Raw genomic sequence first — 15,227 nt, 5'->3', positions numbered from 1 at the left:
CTTGGCAAAGGACCGCAACAGCGAAGACTATTTTGGCCCGATCCGCCGCCTGCTGGTCGGGGTTTTGATCCTTGCGCTGATGGGTCTTTTCCTGATCTGGCGGATTGACAGCCCACGGGTCGAGCGGTTCCGCGCTGCCGCCATCGACAAGATCGTTCCATCCTTTGACTGGGCCATGGCGCCGATCACCGGCATCGCGAACCTGATTAGCGATTTTCAAAGCTATCAGCAATTGTCGGAACAGAACCAGGATCTGCGCCGCGAATTGCAACAGATGAAAGCCTGGAAAGAGGCGGCACTGCAGCTGGAGCAGGAAAACGCCAAGCTGCTGGGCCTGAATAATGTCAGCCTTGATCCGCAACTGACCTATGTGACCGGTGTGGTGATCACCGATAGTGGATCACCTTTTCGCCAGTCGGTGCTGATCAATGTGGGCTCGCGTGACGGGATCATTGATGGCTGGCCGACGATGGACGGGATCGGTCTGGTGGGACGGATTGCTGGCGTCGGGCAGGAAACCAGCCGGGTGATGCTGCTGACAGATACATCCAGCCGCATCCCGGTCACTATCCAGCCATCGGGTCAGAAGGCGATACTCGCGGGCGACAATACACTGACGCCGCCGCTGGAATTTCTGGAAGACACGTCACTGATCCGCCCGGGTGACCGGGTTGTATCCTCCGGCGATGGCGGCGTGTTCCCGGCCGATCTGCTGGTCGGTCAGGTGGCACTGGATAACAATCGGCGCCTGCGGGTCCGGCTGGCGGCTGATTATCAGCGGCTGGAATTCCTGCGCGTCCTGCGCGCCCAGCCGCATGAGGAAATCAACGACCCCGGCAGCCTGCTGACCCCCGAGACAGAGTTCTTCGGCCCCGCCGCCCTGACCAGTCTGGGGGGCACCGATGGCTGAGATCGCCAGCACCAAGGTCTGGATGAACCGTCTCGTGTTTGTCGCCCTCGCCTTTGTGATCATCGTCATTCAACTGGTGCCGCTGGATATGCGCCCCGCAATCTGGGCCGCACCTGATGTATTGCTTGTGGCGACATTGGTCTGGGTCGCCCGCAGGCCGGCCTATCTGCCGGTACTGGTTGTGGCGGCGTTGTTCCTGATGACCGATCTTCTGTTTCAGCGTCCGCCGGGTCTTTGGGCGGCACTGGTCGTGATGCTGACTGAATGGGTGCGCAAACGCTCCAACGGAATTCGCAACATGCCCCTGCTTCTGGAATGGGGCACGATTGCCGTCGGCATCGTGGCGATCACCCTTGCCAACCGGCTGGTGCTCGCCATTGTTGTGACCCCGCAACCGGCCCTAGGCCTGACACTGATCCAGATGATATCGACCATTCTGGTTTACCCGCTCGTGGTCCTAGTGGCACATTTCGTGTTCGGCATCAGCCGCCCTGCCCCTGGTCAGTTAGATAGCAGGGGACAGCGCCTATGAAACGCAGCCCCAAGGACGTCGCCGAAAGTGCGCGCACTATCAGCCGCCGCGCGCTTGTCATGGGGGGTGTCCAACTGGGTGTCATCGGCGCGCTGGGGCTTCGCCTGCAAGCGATGCAGGTCGAACAGGCCGACCAGTTCCGTCTGCTGGCCGAGGAAAACCGGATCAATATCCGCCTGCTGCCCCCAGCCCGTGGTCTTATTTTTGATCGCAACGGTATTCCGATTGCGGCCAATGAGCAGAACTACCGGGTCGTCATGGTCAGCGAGGATGCTGGCGACATTGGCGAGGTGCTGGCCAAGTTGACCCAACTGGTGGAGATCGACCCTGCCGATCTGACCCGCGCGATGGATGAAATGCAAACCCAAATGCAACGCGGCTCGCCCTTCGTTCCTGTTACCATTGCGGACCGGCTGTCCTGGGAAGATGTGGCGCGGATCAACCTGAATACCCCGACCCTGCCCGGCGTCTCGGCCGAGGTGGGGCTGAGCCGGGTTTACCCGTGGGGTGCGGACCTTGCCCATGTGGTGGGATATGTTGGCCCGGTCAGCAGCTATGATCTCAGCCGGATTGATGACGCCGATCCGCTGCTGCAAATCCCGAGATTTCAGATTGGCAAGACCGGGGCCGAAAACAAGCTGGAGCACACATTGCGCGGCAGCGCTGGTGACCGCCGGATCGAGGTGAACGCGGCAGGCCGGATCATGCGCGAGCTTGACCGCCGCGAAGGCACGCCCGGCGAGGATGTGCAATTGACCATCGACAGCCGGTTGCAATCCTATGTGCAGGCGCGGCTGGATGGCGAAAGCGCGGGCGCGGTTGTGATTGATCTTGAAAACGGGGATCTGCGGGCTGTCGCCTCTGCCCCCGCGTTTGATCCAAATCTGTTTGTACGCGGCATTTCGACCAAGGACTGGACCGCCCTGAACGAAGACAAATACCGCCCGCTGGCCGCAAAGGCCGTGCAAGGCACCTATCCGCCTGGATCGACCTTCAAGATGGTCGCCGCGCTGGCAGCAATGGAAGACGGTGTCGTGGCCCCGGACGAAACGGTCTATTGCCCCGGCTTCACGGATGTCTTCAACATCCGCTTTCACTGCTGGAAAGGCGGCGGGCATGGCAATATCAACCTGCATGAAAGCCTGAAACAGTCCTGCGATTGCTATTATTACGAAATCGCCCAGCGCGTGGGCATCGACAAGATGGCCGTCATGGCGCGCAAGCTGGGGCTGGGCATCAAGCATGATCTGCCTTTGTCCGCAGTTGCAGCGGGTCTGGCCCCTGACAAGGAATGGAAATCCAGCGTCCGGGGCGAGGATTGGCGGATTGGGGATACAGTCAACGCCTCCATCGGGCAGGGTTACGTGCTGGCCTCGCCCTTGCAACTGGCTGTGATGACCGCGCGTATCGCCACCGGGCACGAGATCAAGCCGCGACTGGTCCGCCTGATCGACGGGGTTGAACAACCCAGCGGGCGTGGCGAGAGCCTTGGGCTGAACGAAAACACCCTGCGCCGTATTCGCGCCTCGATGACTGATGTGTGCAACCACCGGCGCGGCACCGCTTACGGATCACGTATCACGGCGGACGAATACAAGATGGCGGGCAAGACCGGCACAAGCCAGGTGCGCCGGATCACGCCAGAGGAACGGGCGGCCGGGGTCACCAAGAACGAAGACCTGCCATGGGAACGCCGGGACCACGCGCTGTTTGTCGGCTACGCGCCGTTTGACAACCCGCGCTATGCCGTGTCGGTTGTGGTTGAACATGGCGGTGGAGGATCGCGTGCCGCAGCCCCCATTGCCCGCGATATCATCCTGCAGGCGCAATATGGCGGCCCGCCCCCGCTGGAAGCCTATCCGTCTTCAGTGCGTGATCGGATCGCGGTCCAGCAGGAGCGCATCAATGCGCGCATCCCGCCCGGGTCAAAGGGTCTTGGCCGCGCATGAGTTATCTTGAGTATAATACCAAGTTCGTACCCACAGGGTTGCGCAAGCTTTGGTATCTTAACTGGCCGGTGATCATGTTGCTGACAGCGGTCGCCTGTGCCGGTTTCCTGATGCTTTATTCCGTCGCTGGCGGGTCCACCAACCCGTGGATGGAACCCCAAATGAAGCGATTTGCGGCAGGCATGGTGCTGATGATCATGGTGGCCATGGTGCCGATCTGGTTCTGGCGCAACATGGCCTTTGTCGCCTTTGGCGGCTCGCTTCTGCTGCTTCTGGCGGTGGAGTTCTTTGGCGAGGTTAATATGGGCGCCCAGCGCTGGATCAACCTTGGTTTCATGCGCTTGCAACCGTCAGAGCTAACCAAGATCACCATGGTGATGTTTCTGGCGGCCTATTACGACTGGCTGCCCAACAACAAAACTTCGCACCCCTTCTGGGTGGCCCTGCCCGTCTTGTTCATATTGGCGCCCACGGTTCTGGTCCTGAACCAGCCTGATCTTGGAACTGCCCTGCTTTTGTTGATGGGTGGGGCGACTGTGATGTTTCTGGCGGGTGTTCACTGGGCCTATTTCGCGACAGTGATCGGGGCTGGCGTGGGCGGCATTGTCGCTGTGTTCCAAAGCCGGGGCACGCCGTGGCAACTGCTGAAAGACTATCAATACCGCCGTGTCGACACATTTCTGGACCCCGCCAATGACCCGCTGGGTGCGGGTTATCACATAACGCAGGCGAAGATCGCGCTGGGGTCGGGCGGCTGGACGGGCCGCGGGTTTATGCAAGGCACACAAAGCCGCCTGAACTTTCTGCCCGAAAAGCACACTGACTTCATCTTCACCACATTGGCGGAGGAATTCGGCTTTGTCGGAGCATTTGGTCTTCTGGTGCTGTACCTGCTTATCGTGGGATTCTGCGTCGTCTCTGCCCTCAGCAACCGGGACAGGTTTGCATCTCTCCTCACGCTCGGCATTGCGATGACGTTTTTCCTGTTCTTCGCGGTCAACATGGCCATGGTGACGGGCCTTGCCCCGGTTGTGGGCGTGCCCCTTCCGCTGGTCAGCTATGGCGGATCAGCCATGCTCGTGCTGCTCGTGGCCTTCGGGCTGGTGCAAAGCGCCCATGTGCATAAACCACGCTGATGCTGAACGTCCTCTTCTCTGCCCAGCCTGACCGCTGGGATGAATACCGCGCCCCGCTGCAGGATGCATTTTCCACGCGCGGGCTGGATGTGGATCTGCGCCGGGATCATGCGCCGGAGACCGTGGACTATATTGTCTTTGCCCCCAATGGCCCGGTCACCGATTTCCGGCCCTATACGCAGACCAAGGCAATCATGAGCCTTTGGGCCGGGGTCGAAACGGTTGTGGATAACGAAACGCTGACACAACCCCTGTGCCGGATGGTCGATCACAGCCTGACCGATGGCATGGTCGAATGGGTCACGGGCCATGCCCTGCGTCATCATCTGGGAATGGATGCCCATATTCTCCAGCAGGACGGTGTGTGGCGCAACACGATCTATCCGCCCGTCGCCGCCCAGCGCCCGGTCACGATCCTTGGCATCGGGGCGCTCGGGGCGGCCTGCGGTCAGGCGCTGCACAACCTTGGCTTTCCCGTCACGGGGTGGAGCCGGTCGCCGAAATCCGTACCCAATATCCGCAGCCTGCATGGGGCCGATAGACTGAAACAGGCGCTGACCGACGCACAGATCGTGATCCTGCTGCTACCGCAGACCCCGCAGACCGAAAACATACTGAACGCTGAAACGCTTGCGCTCATGGCCAAGGGGGCCTTTGTCATCAACCCCGGGCGCGGCCCGCTGATCGACGACAATGCGCTGCTGGTCGCCCTGGATAGCGGACAGGTGGAGCATGCCACACTGGATGTGTTCCGGGTCGAACCCCTGCCCCCCGACCACCCTTACTGGGCGCATCCGCAGGTTACGGTGACACCGCATATTGCATCCAGCACGCGACCTGAAACTGCATCACAGGTCATCGCCGATAACATCCTGCGGGGTGAGGCCGGTCAACCATTCCTCTATGTAGTGGATCGGCATTTGGGATATTGAGCGCCGATATCACAGTCGCAGGTCTCCTGATCTGGGCCAGTTGTGCGACCCGATGCCGTGACCACGCCGCACCACCATCACTGGGGTTTGCAGACCCAGGCGCCACAATAGGCCACGATTGACCCCCACAGCTGGTCTAGACAGCGGACAGGTTCACATACCACGCAATGTGTGTTCCGGATCGAACTGCATCATGCGGGGTTCATCGTTTTGGTCGAAAGACCAGCGCTTTCTTTCTGCGACGACCCCCAAGCTAGCAAAAAACGAAGCTGTTTTTCCCGCAGGATCAGTCCTGAACAGCGAGGATGCGCGCGTGTTTTTGCATCTCGGCCTTGATTGCACCAAAGGTCCGCAAGCCCCGCCCTTCGAGTATGGGCAGCATGGCCACAAAGGCCTCTGCCGTGGCCATCGCATCGCCAAGCGCCGTGTGGCGCAATGCGACAGGGACCTCGACCTCCAGCCGGTCGCAAAGCGCATCCAGCGTATGTTCGGCAGACCCGCCGAAAACGATGGCCGACAGATGCACGGTGTCGAGGATCGGGTTTTCGAAATGCAGGCCTGTTTGCTTGGCATAACGATGCAGAAACGCCATGTCGAAAGGAGCGTTATGCGCCACGATCACCGCATCTTTGGCGAACGCATGAAAATCCGCTCGCACAGGTGGAAACCGGGGCGCATCCGCCACCATCTTGTCGGTGATCCTGTGAACCTTGGTTGACCCCGGCGGAATCGGCATGCCGGGATTGACCAATGCGTTGAAAATCTCCGAATGGATGATCTTGCCGTTTACGATCCGGACCGCGCCCAGTTGCACCACCTCGTCCTTTGCCGGGTTCAGCCCGGTGGTTTCGCTGTCGAACACAACAAAGGTCAGGTCACGCAACGCGGCCTCATTTGGGTCGCCCGGGCGTTCTTTGTCCAGCAGATCAAAATCATAGACGAGCGGACGTGAAGCATCAGGGGCGAGCGGTTCAAGCATCAAGGTGTAACCGCCGTCTTTGTCGAACAGGCGAATGTGACCTGTATAGACCGCCCCGGATTTGCCCTTGATGGTGGCCTCGCGCCGCACCTGTTTCTTTTCACTCATCTTTGACAGCAGTTCGCGCACGGTCGCTTCATCAAGATAATCAAACACCGAACAGTTCAGCCGGGCGGGTGCCTCGCGCTCCATCAGGTCGGCGGCCTGCCCATCATAGAGCACGATTTGATGGTCATGCGATGCCACGATCACCGCGATGGGCACGTCGGACAGTATCCGCAAAAGTTGCTGGCGCTGCCGTTCCAGCCGGGCGGTTTTTTGCGCCACGGTTTCTGTGATGGTCTGAGACATCTTGCCCAGCTTGCGATTGATCGCTGTTGCCGCCGGGGCCAGATCGCCAAGATATTTTGCCGTTTGCGCGTCAATGGCTGTGTCGATGTCGGCATCTGCGCGGACACGAAACTGCGCCGCCAACGCCTCAATCGGTTTGCTGACGTTTTCATCGAAGAGCAGCCAGACAAAGGCCGCGAGCGCGATCAGACCAAAGGCTGACACGATACCAATAGTCACGAATGCCGACATAGCGTCAGGATCATCCAGTTGTCGAAATCCCAGCCATAACGCCAGGACAACGACCAGCAGCCCACCAAAGCCGATCAGACAGAAGAACAGGAATACTCTGAGTCTGAGGCTGAGGTCTTTCATGTCACAAATCCTCGCACGCCTTGATCAGGATCGGATCGGTCGCGTCCACATTCCGCCAATCCGCATTCAAGACGGTGCCATCCGCGCCAAAGTCTATCCCGTCAAGCACATCCGCGCGTCTGGCATTTGCGCAATCAAAGAGCATCGGTACCTTGGCTGTCCGCGCCCAGCGGCCGTAAAAGACCAGGTCGACGAGCCGCTGGTCAGGCTGGTTAGGGTGCGTGCGTGTGGTGGCCTGATCGACGGCGACAAAGCGCGATACAAACGGTGCGGCATAGGTCCAGGGGCGATAGAACGCCTTTTCCTCGATTGCCTGTGCGACAACCATCCCCTCGGGCATCGTCGCTGCGGTGCGATCAAACCAGCTATATTCGCTGGAGATCGTGGCAAGCAGCATCGCGGCCCCCGCTGAGGCAGGTATCAGCCATTTGGGCAAACGGCCCTTCAATGTCCGGTTCAGCGCCCAGACAAGCAGTGCCACAGCCGCACCGGCCACGATTGTGCCGATCAGTTCAAATAACATCAGGCTTCCCTCTTCTTTCGTTCAGTCTAGCCCAAAACACCCCGTCCTTGCATCAAGGCAGATTGCATTGTCTTGATGACCACAAAGGCGTCGCGCAGATGGCTGCGTTCAAAGGCAGACAGTTTGGCAGGGGGCAGAAAGTTATCCGGTGATTTGCCATCCTTGATCAGTCCGGCCTGATGCTCCAACCGGGTCTGGGCCACCAGATCATAAGCGTCGAGCAGATCGCGCCCGCCGCTTTTGCTGATAACGCTGGTATCAATCGCGGCCCGCAGCCGCGCCCGCGTATTCACCGCATCAAGATTGCCCATAAGCGCGTACATCCGGCCCAGATCAACGACCGGCACCACCCCGTTAAGTTTCATGTCAATGGTATTGCGATTTTCACCGGACCGGATGGTCGCCAATCCCTTCAGCAACCCCAGCGGTGTCGCGTGGGTCAACGCGTTTGTGGCCATATGTGCGGTAAAGATTGAATTGGCCGATGCCGCAGCCAACGTTTCGGCCTGCAATCCATCGAACAGCGAAAAATCTCCACCGATTGGCCGCAGGTCAAACATGACAGAGGCCAGCATCTGCGCCTCTTTGCTTGGGTTTTTGATCCACCAGTCGAAATATTCCCGCCACACTGATAGGGGCTGCCGCCAGCGGGGGTTGGTGGCCATCATATCCCCCGGGCAATAGACATAGCCGCAGGCATTCAGCCCATCACTGACAAACTGGGCGAAGGGTTCGAAATAGGCGAGTGCCGCCTCGCTCAGGTCGTCTTCGAGGATCAGGCAATTGTCCTGATCCGATACGCCGGTTTGTTCCTGCCGTCCCTGAGAACCACAGGCCAGCCAGACATAGCGCGCCGGTGGCGGGCCAAACTTCTCTTCGGCCAGACCTAACAGACGACGTGTCACCACATCGGCAATGTCCGTGATCATCCGGGTCACGACATCATGGCGATTGCCCGCTGCCACCAGTTGGACCAGCAGGTTCGGGATACGCTGTGTTACCGCCGCCAGACCGGCCACGGTATCAGCCTTGGCAGCGTCGCCCACAAACACTGCCGTATTTGACGCCTGAAACCGGGTCAAATCGGTTTGCGTGACGATGCCAACCAGCTTGCCCGCCAAGACAATAGGCAGATGGCCCAGCTTATGTTCCATCATCAGATGCAGCACATCTGAACCGATGGCCGATGGCGGCAACACACGGGGATCGGGTGTCATGACCGCGCTGACGGCGGTATCATGGGCCAGCCCTTGCGCCAGCGCCTTTCCCGACAGGTCGCGCAGGGTGACGATGCCGACCAGTTTATCCTGTTCCACCACGCACAGGCACGAGATACGATGCGCCTGCATCCGTTGGGCGGCCCTCTGAATGGCCTCAGTTGGGGTGCATGTCAGGGGATCGCGTACCATCAGCGTTTCGACTTGCACGCTGGCCAGATCAAAACGGTTGAGTGACTGTTTCACAGCATCGGATGGATGGCGGTCAAAAAACTGACGCACCGGTTCATGATCCGCGCGCAGTTTATGGAACATATCGGGTGGAATGCAGATCAGGCGGCTGTTTTCTTCGGCTGACGCAGACGTCGCGGCCAGCCCCTCTTTCAGAAGACCACGCTCACCAAAGGAGTTTTCACGTTGCAGGACAGAGATTTGCGTGCCGCCTTCATCGCGCACAGACACACGCCCGCTTTCGATGATGTAAAGCCCCTCAAGAGGCTCGCCAAAGCGATAGACATCTTCGCCCTTGTGCAGCTTGACCAGCTTGGCGGCGTCAATCAGCGCAAGAAGCGCCGCTTCGGGCAGCGCGTCATAAGGATGCAGGTTTTTCAGTAAAGAAAGGGCGTCGTCGGTCATTCAGATGTCCCGCGGTCAGAAGGTTCGCAAGGCCCCAGCTTGCATCAACCCAAAGGGCGGGGCCAGCGACATATATGCCGCTGGCCCCGATTTTGTTTAGTGATCGACTGCTGCACCTGCGCCAGATGGCACACGTACGCTTTCGACCAGATCCTTGATCTCTTGCGGTGTGTCTTTGGTCGACATCGACACAGCATAGGCCACACCGAAGTTGATCAGCGCACCCACCGCCCCGATTGCAGTGGACTGGATACCGAAGAGGGATCCATCAACCGTATCCGGGAAGGAATTGGTGCCGGCAACAAAGAACCAACCCTTGTGCAGGAAGATGTAAAGCAGGGTGAAGATCAGACCTGCCAGCATCCCACACACAGCGCCGACGTTATTCACGCGCGTGGAGAAGATGCCCATCATCAAAGCCGGGAAGATTGACGCTGCAGCCAGACCAAAGGCCAGAGCCACTGTTTGCGCCGCAAATCCAGGCGGGTTGAGACCCAGCCACGTCGCCACGACAATCGCCACCGCCATCGCAATCCGGGCTGACAAGAGCTCGCCCTTTTCGGAGATGTTGGGATTGATCGCCCCTTTGACGAGGTCATGCGACACTGCCGACGAGATGGCCAGAAGCAGACCCGCCGCAGTGGACAGGGCAGCGGCAAGACCACCGGCAGCAACCAGACCGATCACCCAACCAGGCAGGTTGGCAATCTCCGGGTTCGCCAGCACCAGGATATCACGGTTGAAGTTCGTCAACTCGTTACCTTCCCAGCCGTTTGCCGCAGCCTTTTCAGCCATCGCTTCTGAACCGTCATTATAGTACTGGATCAGGCCGTCACCGTTCTTGTCTTCCCAATCAAGAAGACCGGTTTTCTGCCATGTCAGCATCCAGTCATAAGTCGGATCAGTTTCGATGGTCTCAACGGACACAGCATCGCCGTTCGTCCCATTCGGCCACATCAGTTCGGTGATGTTCAGGCGAGCCATTGCACCAACAGCCGGGGCTGTGAGGTACAGAAGCGCGATGAAAATCAACGTCCAGCCTGCAGACCAGCGCGCGTCAGACACCTTTGGCACGGTGAAGAAGCGCATGATCACGTGAGGCAAACCAGCCGTACCGATCATCAGCGACAAGGTAAACAACACCATGTTCAGGTTGTCTTTATGCGCCTCGGTGTAGCTGGCAAAGCCAAGATCTGTCACGATCTGGTCGAGCTTGGTCAACAGATACACGCTGCCCTCACCACCTGTCGCGGCTGTTTCGCTGAACAGACCAAGCGCCGGGATCGGCGTACCAGTCAGCTGCAGCGAGATGAACACAGCCGGGATCGTATAGGCCGTGATCAACACGCAGTATTGTGCCACCTGGGTATAGGTCACACCCTTCATCCCGCCAAAGACGGCATAGGCAAAGACCACGCAAGCACCGATGAGCAGGCCTGTGGTGTTCGACACCTCAAGGAACCGCCCAAAGGCCACGCCCACACCGGTCATCTGGCCGATCACATATGTGACCGAGGCCACGATCAGACAGATCACCGCCACAAGCCGCGCGGTTTGGGAATAGAACCGGTCACCGATGAATTCAGACACGGTGAATTTGCCGAACTTGCGCAGGTAAGGCGCAAGAAGCAGCGCCAGCAACACATAGCCGCCGGTCCAGCCCATAAGGAAGGTCGAGTTGTCATAACCCGTAAAGGCAATCAGGCCCGCCATCGAGATGAACGAGGCCGCCGACATCCAGTCGGCCGCCGTTGCCATCCCGTTGGTGACGGGATGCACGCCGCGACCGGCTGCATAAAACTCTGACGTGGACCCAGCACGGGCCCAGATCGCAATGCCGATGTAGAGCGCGAATGAACCGCCTACAAACAACAGGTTTATTGTAAACTGGTCCATTGGTTACTCCTCTACACCGTATTCACGGTCGAGCTTGTTCATCCGCCAGGCGTAGAAAAAGATCAGAGCCAGAAAGACGAGGATTGACCCCTGCTGGGCAAACCAGAAACCAAGATCGGTGCCGCCGACCTCAATCCCCGCCAGCATCGGACGCAGCAGAATGCCGAACCCAAAGGACACCAGCGCCCATATGACAAGACTGATGATGATAAGCCTGAGATTGGCCTTCCAATAGCCTACCCCGTCCCGGGCCGCTCGTGTTTGTGATGTTTGATCCGCCATATGGCGCTCCTCCTTGTTTATTGGCTAATTTGGGAACGGACGCTGACCGTCCGGCCCGTCTCCTCAGGCCACGACACTCTTGGTGAGTGCGCCAATGGCATCCTTTATCGCGGCAATCTCCCCCATTGCATCCACGCGACGCAGCACGCCTTTCTCCTTATAGTATGCGATCAGCGGGGCTGTCTGCTCATGATATGCATCAAGGCGTGACATCACCGTTTTTGCATTGTCATCCGCCCGACGCGTCATCTGCTGCGCACCACAGCTGTCGCAGGTGTCTGCAATTCTGGGCGTCTTGAAAGTATCGTGATACCCCTCACCGCAGGCCCCACAGGTGAACCGCCCGGCGATGCGGACGACCATTTTCACGTCGTCCACTTCCAGCAGGATCGCCGCATCGATCTGTTGATCGGTCTCAGACAGCATCTTGTCCAGGGCCTCTGCTTGTGCGGTGGTGCGCGGAAACCCGTCCAGGATCACACCTTTGGTGCAGTCGGGCGCCGACAGTCTGTCGCGCAAGATGGATATGACAATGTCATCGCTGACAAGATCACCGGCTTCCATGACGGCCTTGGCGGCCTTGCCCGCATCGGAGCCTGAAGCGACTGCGGCGCGCAGCAAGTCCCCGGTGGACAACTGCACGAGCCCGAACTGTTCTTCCAGCATCCGCGCCTGGGTGCCTTTTCCAGCACCCGGAGGCCCCAACAGGATAAGAACAGGCGGCGTTTGTGGTTGCCGGGAGCCGTCCATTACGCGTCCTCCCGGTTCATGCGGTTTTCGATCAGGTCATCGACGACGGCGGGTTCAGCCAGCGTAGATGTGTCACCAAGCGATCCAAAATCATCTTCGGCAATCTTGCGTAGGATGCGGCGCATGATCTTGCCCGAACGGGTCTTTGGCAGACCGGGTGCCCACTGAATCAGGTCAGGCTTGGCAATCGGCCCGATTTCCGACCGCACCCATGTTTCAAGTTCCTTGCGCAGTTCCTCCGACGGTTCCTGCCCGTTCATCAAGGTGACATAGGCATAGATGCCTTGCCCTTTGACGGGATGCGGGTAACCTACGACTGCGGCCTCGGCCACTTTGGCATGGGCGACCAGCGCGCTTTCGACCTCTGCCGTGCCCATCCGATGCCCTGACACATTGATAACGTCATCCACACGGCCGGTGATCCAGTAATCGCCATCCGCATCGCGGCGGCAGCCGTCACCAGTGAAATAGTAGCCCTTGTAGTCGCTGAAATAGGTCTTTTCGAATCGCTCGTGATCACCCCATACGGTGCGCATCTGACCCGGCCAGCTATCGGCCAACACCAGCACGCCCTCTGCTTCGGTCGTGGTAATCTCTTCGCCTGATTGCGGGTCCAGCACCTTGGGCACAATACCAAAGAACGGTTGCTGCGCAGAACCCGGTTTCAACTCTGTCGCGCCAGGCAGCGGCGTCAGCAGATGCCCGCCCGTTTCGGTCTGCCACCAGGTGTCGACGATGGGGCAGTTCCCTTTGCCCACAACATCGTTGTACCAGTTCCACGCTTCAGGGTTGATCGGCTCGCCGACGGTACCGAGCACACGAAGGTCAGACAGATCGTAAGCTTCCACGGGATCATTACCGGCCGCCATCAAGGCGCGGATCGCAGTCGGGGCTGTGTAGAACTGGTTCACCTTGTACTTTTCGCATACAGCCCAGAACCGACCTGCGTCTGGATAGGTCGGAACACCTTCGAACATGATTGTGGTCGCGCCATTGGCCAGTGGACCATAGACAATATAACTGTGGCCCGTGACCCAACCCACATCCGCGGTGCACCAAAAGACATCGCCCTCGTGATAGTCGAACACCAGTTCATGGGTCATCGCTGCGTAGGTCAGGTATCCGCCCGATGTATGGACGACGCCCTTTGGCTGCCCGGTCGAGCCCGAGGTATAAAGGACAAACAGCGGATCCTCGGCATTCATTTCGGCGGGGGCCGCGTGATCATCCGCCTCAAGCGCCATTTCGTTGTAGTCATAGTCGCGGTCTGTCCATGTGGTCTGACCGCCGGTGCGCTTGACGACAAGGCATTTGACCTTGTCGCTGCAATGCAAAAGGGCCGCATCGGTGTTCGACTTCAGCGCTGTTTTACGCCCGCCGCGCGGCGCCTCATCCGCCGTGATCACGACCTTCGCATCGCAGCCATTAATCCGCGCACCCAGCGCATCAGGCGAGAAGCCGGCGAAGACAATGGAATGAATCGCGCCAATCCGGGCACAAGCCAGCATGGCATAGGCGGCTTCGGGGATCATCGGCAGATAAATAACAACCCGGTCGCCTTTCCTGACGCCCAGCGTTTCAAGGATATTGGCCATCTTGCACACGCTGCGATGCAGGTCCTTGTAGGTGATGTGCAGGGCCTTGTCGTTGGGATCGTCAGGTTCCCAGATAATCGCTGTCTGATCGCCCCGCGTTTCAAGGTGGCGATCAATGCAGTTGGCGGACACGTTCAACACACCATCTTCGAACCATTTGATCGAAACATTACCGAGATCGAAATTGACATTCCTGACCTTCGTGAACGGCTTGATCCAATCCAGACGCTTGCCCTGCTCTGCCCAAAAGGCATCAGGATCGGCAATCGAAGCCTGATACATGGATTGATACTGTGCTGCATTCACGTGCGGTGTCCGCGCCGCGCCCTTTGCGTCACCGGAGCTCTGGGCCATTCCGTTATCGGGTTGTTCGATGGTGTCCATGTCAGCCTCCTCAAACTGATGGCGAAGGGACACCCTTTCACAAAGATAGCCGTTCGTCCCCACGCCCTGTAAAGGAGTAATAGAGACATCTGGCCCCCACATAAACTAAACCATTGGCTTAAATCATTTTTTTGGTAAATTTTTTTTCATGTTTGTGAGGGTCGTGTAAAGCTCTACCACTAAGCGACCTCAACTACAGGCAATATCAGCGTTTTTGTCTGTTAACCTTGGAGAAAGGATTTCGCCGTTAGCGCCCAAAGCGCATCCCAGCTTTTAAGTCGCCAACTTGGCACGTGATGCTTTATCCCGCGCGGCTGAGTTGTGAGCGAGAGCGGATGACAGCGGCAGACATGACTTCTTCGCTATCTCGAATCGAGCGTGTCACAACCTACGTTTTATGAGCATCAGTCAGCTTTGGGCAACTACTCGCAAGTCATGGAGTCGCTTAAACGATACCTGTCATTATTACTCATATTTCTGATGTAAGCACTTTATGCGGCCGATCAGCACAGCGTCAGTTGCCCGAAACAGCCGAAGCGCCGCCATCCTGTACCGTGGTGTCAACATCATCAGCGGTCCATGCAAGAAAGGCGACAAAAACGGCCGCAACCAACAAGACCGCAGCGAGAATGCCAATCAACGGCCCCCGGTGACGTTTCTTTTGCGTTTCGACGTTTGTTTCAGGTGCTGACATAAAAAACCTCTGCTTTGCTTCAAAGTGATAACTGGCAAATCGCCTTTTCGTTCCATCTTCGGGGGAACCAATCAAGCAAATACCGTGTTAGGCGTTGAAGGAGCCCA

General features: G+C 58.4%; 13 protein-coding genes. 5 read left to right on the top strand and 8 right to left on the bottom strand.

The window, feature by feature from the left end:
* Window position 1: 1 nt before the first annotated feature.
* The 5 genes from mreC to ACFWW2_RS08840 are packed head-to-tail and all read left to right on the top strand — an operon-like array spanning window position 2 to window position 5,459.
* Window positions 2-910, top strand: coding sequence for a rod shape-determining protein MreC (mreC, locus tag ACFWW2_RS08860; RefSeq protein WP_393927610.1), 909 nt, complete (start codon window positions 2-4; stop codon window positions 908-910).
* A complete protein-coding gene (locus ACFWW2_RS08855; protein ID WP_393927609.1) occupies window positions 903-1,442 on the top strand; it encodes a rod shape-determining protein MreD in 540 nt (179 codons plus the stop codon). Before mreC ends, ACFWW2_RS08855 begins: the two co-directional genes overlap by 8 nt.
* Window positions 1,439-3,391, top strand: a complete 1,953-nt coding sequence (mrdA, locus tag ACFWW2_RS08850) for a penicillin-binding protein 2 (protein WP_393927608.1) — start codon at window positions 1,439-1,441, stop codon at window positions 3,389-3,391. Before ACFWW2_RS08855 ends, mrdA begins: the two co-directional genes overlap by 4 nt.
* On the top strand, window positions 3,388-4,527 hold the full coding sequence (gene rodA / locus ACFWW2_RS08845; RefSeq protein ID WP_393927607.1) for a rod shape-determining protein RodA: 1,140 nt from the start codon (window positions 3,388-3,390) through the stop codon (window positions 4,525-4,527). The genes mrdA and rodA overlap by 4 nt, the downstream gene beginning before the upstream one ends.
* On the top strand, window positions 4,527-5,459 hold the full coding sequence (locus ACFWW2_RS08840) for a 2-hydroxyacid dehydrogenase (protein ID WP_393927606.1): 933 nt from the start codon (window positions 4,527-4,529) through the stop codon (window positions 5,457-5,459). Before rodA ends, ACFWW2_RS08840 begins: the two co-directional genes overlap by 1 nt.
* Before the next feature lie 286 nt (window positions 5,460-5,745).
* On the opposite strand, the gene ACFWW2_RS08835 is transcribed toward ACFWW2_RS08840, so the two are convergent.
* The 8 genes from ACFWW2_RS08835 to ACFWW2_RS08800 form a co-directional block, all read right to left on the bottom strand.
* Window positions 5,746-7,143 carry an exonuclease domain-containing protein gene (locus tag ACFWW2_RS08835; RefSeq protein ID WP_393927605.1) on the bottom strand — a complete coding sequence of 466 codons (1,398 nt, stop codon included), beginning with the start codon at window positions 7,141-7,143 and terminating at the stop codon, window positions 5,746-5,748.
* A gap of 1 nt (window position 7,144) precedes the next feature.
* Window positions 7,145-7,666 carry a hypothetical protein gene (locus tag ACFWW2_RS08830; RefSeq protein WP_393927604.1) on the bottom strand — a complete coding sequence of 174 codons (522 nt, stop codon included), beginning with the start codon at window positions 7,664-7,666 and terminating at the stop codon, window positions 7,145-7,147.
* A 26-nt stretch (window positions 7,667-7,692) separates the two neighbouring features.
* On the bottom strand, window positions 7,693-9,519 hold the full coding sequence (locus ACFWW2_RS08825) for a DUF294 nucleotidyltransferase-like domain-containing protein (protein WP_393927603.1): 1,827 nt from the start codon (window positions 9,517-9,519) through the stop codon (window positions 7,693-7,695).
* A 96-nt stretch (window positions 9,520-9,615) separates the two neighbouring features.
* Entirely contained in the window at window positions 9,616-11,415 is a 1,800-nt protein-coding gene (locus ACFWW2_RS08820; protein WP_393927602.1) for a sodium:solute symporter family protein, read from the bottom strand.
* A 3-nt stretch (window positions 11,416-11,418) separates the two neighbouring features.
* Window positions 11,419-11,697, bottom strand: a complete 279-nt coding sequence (locus ACFWW2_RS08815) for a DUF4212 domain-containing protein (RefSeq protein ID WP_393927601.1) — start codon at window positions 11,695-11,697, stop codon at window positions 11,419-11,421.
* Window positions 11,698-11,760: 63 nt separating this feature from the next.
* Window positions 11,761-12,447 (bottom strand): adenylate kinase, encoded by a 687-nt coding sequence (locus ACFWW2_RS08810; protein WP_393927600.1) that lies wholly within the window; start codon window positions 12,445-12,447, stop codon window positions 11,761-11,763.
* Entirely contained in the window at window positions 12,447-14,396 is a 1,950-nt protein-coding gene (gene acs, locus ACFWW2_RS08805; protein WP_393927764.1) for an acetate--CoA ligase, read from the bottom strand. Before acs ends, ACFWW2_RS08810 begins: the two co-directional genes overlap by 1 nt.
* 544 nt (window positions 14,397-14,940) lie before the next feature.
* Window positions 14,941-15,195, bottom strand: coding sequence for a hypothetical protein (locus ACFWW2_RS08800; RefSeq protein WP_393927599.1), 255 nt, complete (start codon window positions 15,193-15,195; stop codon window positions 14,941-14,943).
* Window positions 15,196-15,227 lie beyond the last annotated feature (32 nt).

The sequence above is a fragment of the Yoonia sp. R2-816 genome (assembly GCF_046762905.1).
In the GTDB taxonomy this organism is placed as follows: domain Bacteria; phylum Pseudomonadota; class Alphaproteobacteria; order Rhodobacterales; family Rhodobacteraceae; genus Yoonia.
This window is presented reverse-complemented; position numbering and strand designations above follow the sequence as displayed.